The organism is Campylobacter concisus (genome assembly GCF_002913865.1).
GTDB lineage: Bacteria > Campylobacterota > Campylobacteria > Campylobacterales > Campylobacteraceae > Campylobacter_A > Campylobacter_A concisus_AM.
Map to the genome: position 1 here is coordinate 1 of NZ_POYX01000014.1, position 4,792 is coordinate 4,792.

General features: G+C 34.6%; 5 protein-coding genes. All 5 read left to right on the forward strand.

Translation table 11 applies throughout. From position 1 onward, the window contains the following. Nucleotides 1-62: 62 nt before the first annotated feature. Nucleotides 63-755 (forward strand): CRISPR-associated endoribonuclease Cas6, encoded by a 693-nt coding sequence (locus tag CYP77_RS00505; RefSeq protein WP_103567821.1) that lies wholly within the window; start codon nt 63-65, stop codon nt 753-755. Nucleotides 756-925: 170 nt separating this feature from the next. Then, nucleotides 926-2,692: a TM1802 family CRISPR-associated protein gene (locus tag CYP77_RS00510; protein WP_103567822.1), complete on the forward strand. Its 1,767-nt coding sequence runs from the start codon at nt 926-928 to the stop codon at nt 2,690-2,692. A 10-nt stretch (nt 2,693-2,702) separates the two neighbouring features. Continuing rightward, nucleotides 2,703-3,644 (forward strand): type I-B CRISPR-associated protein Cas7/Csh2, encoded by a 942-nt coding sequence (gene cas7b, locus CYP77_RS00515; RefSeq protein ID WP_103567823.1) that lies wholly within the window; start codon nt 2,703-2,705, stop codon nt 3,642-3,644. 1 nt (nt 3,645) lies between these two features. Next, a complete protein-coding gene (gene cas5, locus CYP77_RS00520; protein ID WP_103599661.1) occupies nt 3,646-4,356 on the forward strand; it encodes a CRISPR-associated protein Cas5 in 711 nt (236 codons plus the stop codon). After that, nucleotides 4,334-4,792: CRISPR-associated endonuclease Cas3'' (locus tag CYP77_RS00525; protein WP_103599662.1), on the forward strand; the 459-nt coding region annotated here is incomplete at its 3' end. The genes cas5 and CYP77_RS00525, both read left to right, overlap by 23 nt.

Consider the following 4,792-nt stretch of genomic DNA (forward strand, 5'->3'; position numbering starts at 1 on the left):
GTTGTCTGTTTTTTACAAAATTTTGGGTTATAATTCATTCTAGCAACAAACAAGGAGCAAGGATGATCATTATAAATTCACGCCTTCCAACTCAAAATTTAAAAATAGCAAAGTCTTTATCTAAGCTCATACAAGGCTATATTTACAGCTATTTGCCAAAGGCTGAACATGATGGTTACAAGCATGAGGCAAGTGGTAAAAATTTTAAAAGATCAAATTTTGATTTTAAGTTAAATGGCTTAAGCTTAGAGATAAGATTTAGCTCATTTGTGCCAGAATTTGAAAAAACGATCGCTTTTGCTGTGCTAAAAGATGGATTAAAGCTTGGCAATATTTATTTGCTTGATACGTCCGTGTCAGTAAAAGAGCATAGAATTTCACAAAATGAGGCTACTTTTCAAGGATGTGTTGCGTGCTCAGTTGTTGGGCTTTTGGGATACAAAGTGCATCTTGAGCCGCAAGACTCCAGGCATCTTGAAATGATGAAAACCAATGCGCTTCAAAGATTTGAAACACTTATGGGGTATAAATATGAGGGCGAGTTTGAGCTAAATTTGCTTTGGCAAAATTTACAAAAGCCATTATATTTTTACTATGGTAATAATAATATGCCAGTCAAAGCATGGCCTGCAAAATGGCATATCAAAGCAAAGCCAGAGCTTATAAATTTGATCCTTGATGTGGGAGTTGGTGGTGGATGTATGAACTGCGGACTTGGATTTTTAGAAGTGATAGAAGAAAAGCAAGTTGAATAAAATATAAATTTCAAATCCTACAAGGAGACTATCATTTGGCTTGCTTTTCGATTGGATTATTGTACAACAAAATAGACAATAGATCAAAATATCTTTGTATAAAATATAATAACTTGACTTTTAAAAATATTTGGTGTAAAGTAACGCTTACTTAGTTTAAGGAGCATGTTTTGGCTGATATAGTTAAAATTCTTGCTGACATAGGCGAGGTATATGAAAAAGAAGAGCTTAAGCTCAAAAATGGCGCTCATAAATACGACAAGATCAAAGTCTATCTTTGCGACATAGCAACCAAGCAGATCGAGCCAAATTTCAATATAAGTAAAGATGACTTAATAATATGTAGATTTGGCGTTGGAGCAAATTCTGGCAATCTTTTCCCAAATTCTCAATTTTTATCCAAAGACGTAAATAAAGACGAAGCTAAATTTATAAGAGGCATTTTGAAATCTATTTCAAATTTGCTCTCACTTTTTGAGCCAAGCATTATAGAAAAAGACGCTATTTTATCCATACTATCAAGCATAAACGAAGAGTATTTTGCTGATATTATAGATGAGATCAAAGGTCTTGATGAGCTAAAAAACGAAAAAGGCAAAAAAGTCGCTACTTTTTTCTCGCTCTCGTATGATGATAAGCCGGTTTCTGCATATTTTAAGCAAATTTTTGAAAATCATATCAGTGTAAAAGAGCAAAAATCATCTTACGGATATGATATTTTGACAAATGAAAAAGGTATCGGCGGCGATGCAAATTTAGCATTTTGCTCGGTAAATGAGATGCCCACTAATATGCAATTTATCAAATCAAAACTACTGCCACTGAGCGCCAATAGCGCAAAAAAGGTAGAAAATGGCTTTAAAGCGATAAAAGATAAGCTATCGCATAATTTTTATGGTATGAAAATAGCTATTTTACCGACTATTTTGAGTAGCTCAGTAAATTTAGAAGAGATCGTAAAAATACTTGAAGAGACTTCAAAGAGCGACATAAAAGATATTGAAATAGCCGAAGAAGCCATAAAATTTAGCATAGATTATTATCTTGAGACAACAGCTAAAAAGCAGGAAAATTTACCTGTTTTAAATACGATTTTATTTTACACGCAAAGCAACGCTGCTATCGATTTGAAGCTTGCGATAGACGATGTTTTGCCATCTTTTATCTCTCGCATCTCAAATTTAATGAGCTGTTTTAACATAAAAGCCTTCTATGAAAAAAATAGCGGCACAGATGAGACAATTTACCTGCAAAATTTATTTGAAGATAGGCTTGGCGTGATGAACTTTTTACTATCAAGAAATAAATTTGATTTAGAGATTATGATAGAAAGATATAGCGATCTGATTTATTATGGTAGCGTCAATAAAAGCTACGCAAAAAAGTTGGAATGGAGCAAATACTTTAACGATTTTTATAAAGAAAGAAAGTTTGAAAATATTGCAAAATATCAAAATTTCTTTAATAAAATCAATGTCTTAAACAAAAAACTAGTCTTTCAAAAGGAGTGCGATTTGGAAAATTTAACCGATAAAAAAGAACTGATCAAAGAGCTAATCAAAAATAGCGAGTTTTTACATCAAAACGATGCGCTCATTAGCGCTTATTTGCTCGGTATGCTAAGCGCAGCCCTGATAAACTGGCAGCTTGGCGTTAATGGCGGCGTATCTTTTAGCAACTGGCTTAATGACTGCGGATCTATAAGCATGGAAAATTTAGAGAGAATTTGGACCAAGTGCGACGAGATGATTAGAAAGCTTAAGGCAGCTTCTGGCAAGCCAAATTCTAACATTGAAAACATAAAAGAGTGTTTGATCGAAATTTTACCGCAGGTCTTTTCTAAGGAGAGAAAGATGGTAAAAACCTCGCATACTACGCTTGCTTTTGCTATGGGCGGAAGCGATTATCGTAAATTTATAAAAGACAAAACAAAATAAGGAGAATAAGATGCGAAAAAAAGAGATACTTTTTTTATGGGACGGAGAGAACTGGAACCCAAATGGCGACATGCTAAAGGATAACGCTCCTAGGCGAGATGATGAAACTGGCGTAGCTGAGGTGACGGACGTGCGTGTAAAAAGGACTATTAGAGATGAGATCATGAAAAAAGACGAGGCGTCGATTTTTATAAAGGAGTATAGGATAGAGGACGCCCTGCTAGACGCTAAAACTGCGATCAGACAGAGCATAAATATAAAGCAAGGCAAAAGCGAACTGCAAAAAGAAATTTTGTCTAAATTTATCGATATCCGCGCATTTGGCGGAGTTTTGCCTATTTCAGATAAAGATGAGATGAAGCAGGATAAGGAGATAAAAACTGCAGGCGTTCAATTTACTGGGCCAGTGCAGTTTAGACTAAGCAAATCCCTAAACAAGGTCGAAGTAGAGCATATTAAAGGAACTGGCGCTTTTGCTAGCGATTACGATCCAAACGATCCAAAAAAACAAAAAGATCAAGCGACTTTTAGAGAAGAGGAATTTATAAAATACGCTATTTTTGCCACTTACGGCATCATAGACAACTATAATGCAGCAAAAACAGGCTTTAGCGAAGCCGATGAAGCTAAAATTTTAAAAGCTTTGTGGCACGGCACTAAAAACCTAACAACTCGCTCCAAAATCGGTCAGACTCCGAGGTTTATGCTAATCATCACATACAAAGACGATACATTTGCAGGCGATCTAAACAATAGCATAAGCCTAAAAAGCGAAAAAGAAGATAGAGTGGTAAGAAGCATAAACGAATACACTATCGACTTTACAAATTTAAAAAATAAACTCGCAAGATACACTGCAAATATAGAAAAGATAGAGTATATGAGCGATTATGATTTTGAAGCGATAAACAAAGGGAATTTTGATAGCAGCTGGAAAAAGATAGAGGCATAAAATGAGCATTATTGCTTTTAGATTATTTGGCGATTACGCTCATTTCTCGCATCCAGCAACGATTTATTCTAGCCTAACCTATCCAGTGCCACCAAAAACTACCATAATGGGCTTTTTAGGCGCTGTTATAGGCGAGGAAGAGTACTTTAAGCTTTCAAACATCCAATACAGCGTAAAAATAAATAGGCAAATTTTAAAAAAGAGTTTTGTCTTTAACGGCATAAAATTTGCCCTCTCAAGCAATATGCACATAGAGGAAGGCTGTCAAAACGCAAAAGAGAAAAAGCAGTTTTACAGAGAGCTAATCTGCTCGCCGTCTTATGTCGTATTTTTAAATTTAGAAAATTTAGAGCAAATATATAAAGATAAAATAATCTCAAATTTAAAAGAGCATAAAACTGCCTTTACGCCCTATCTTGGGATAAATTTTTGTATAGCGGATTTTAGCTGGATCGATATAAAAATATGCGAAAAAATATCGCAAAATGAAAGCTTTATAAATACATTTACACTTATGGATGATTTTGTTTTTGAAGGCATTGATGAAAATGCGAAATTAACTACGGCAAGAATGCCTTGTGGCTGCGAAAATGGACGAATTTTTAAAGATTTTAAAGACTTTGTTATGGAGATAAACGGCAAAGAGCTTATAAAATCTAAAAATCATGGAAATATATATCAGATAAACAATGAAAGAGTCTATTTTATTTGACGAGTTTTGGTCACATCCAAATAAACTTTTAGAAAATCATATAAAAAATATGATCTCGCCTGACGACGATGAGCTGGATAAGCAGGTCAAACTCTACCACGACATCGCAAAACTGAAAAATAATTTTCAAATTTACATCAGAGATACTTCAAACGACAAGCTGGATAAAAATCACTCGCTTTTGTCGGCATATTTTTTCTTGCTAAACTCAAAATTTGATGAGATACCAACCCTGTTTGGCTTTCTTGCCATTGTTTCGCACCATGGCGACGTGGTAAATTTAATGACGCTAGCTAGGGAGGCTAATAAATTTTTTAAAAACCAAAAAAAGCTAGAGCAGTGGGATGAAGTGTCTGGCGCTGCTAAAAACATTAAGATATATTTTGGATTATCTACAAAAAAAGATGAGTTTTTAGATAGAGCTGAAAAGCTTCGT

Coding starts and splice junctions, on each gene's coding strand:
- CYP77_RS00505 (WP_103567821.1), top strand. CDS start 63: ATGATCATTATAAATTCACGCCTTCCAACTCAAAATTTAAAAATAGCA.
- cas5 (WP_103599661.1), top strand. CDS start 3,646: ATGAGCATTATTGCTTTTAGATTATTTGGCGATTACGCTCATTTCTCG.
- cas7b (WP_103567823.1), top strand. CDS start 2,703: ATGCGAAAAAAAGAGATACTTTTTTTATGGGACGGAGAGAACTGGAAC.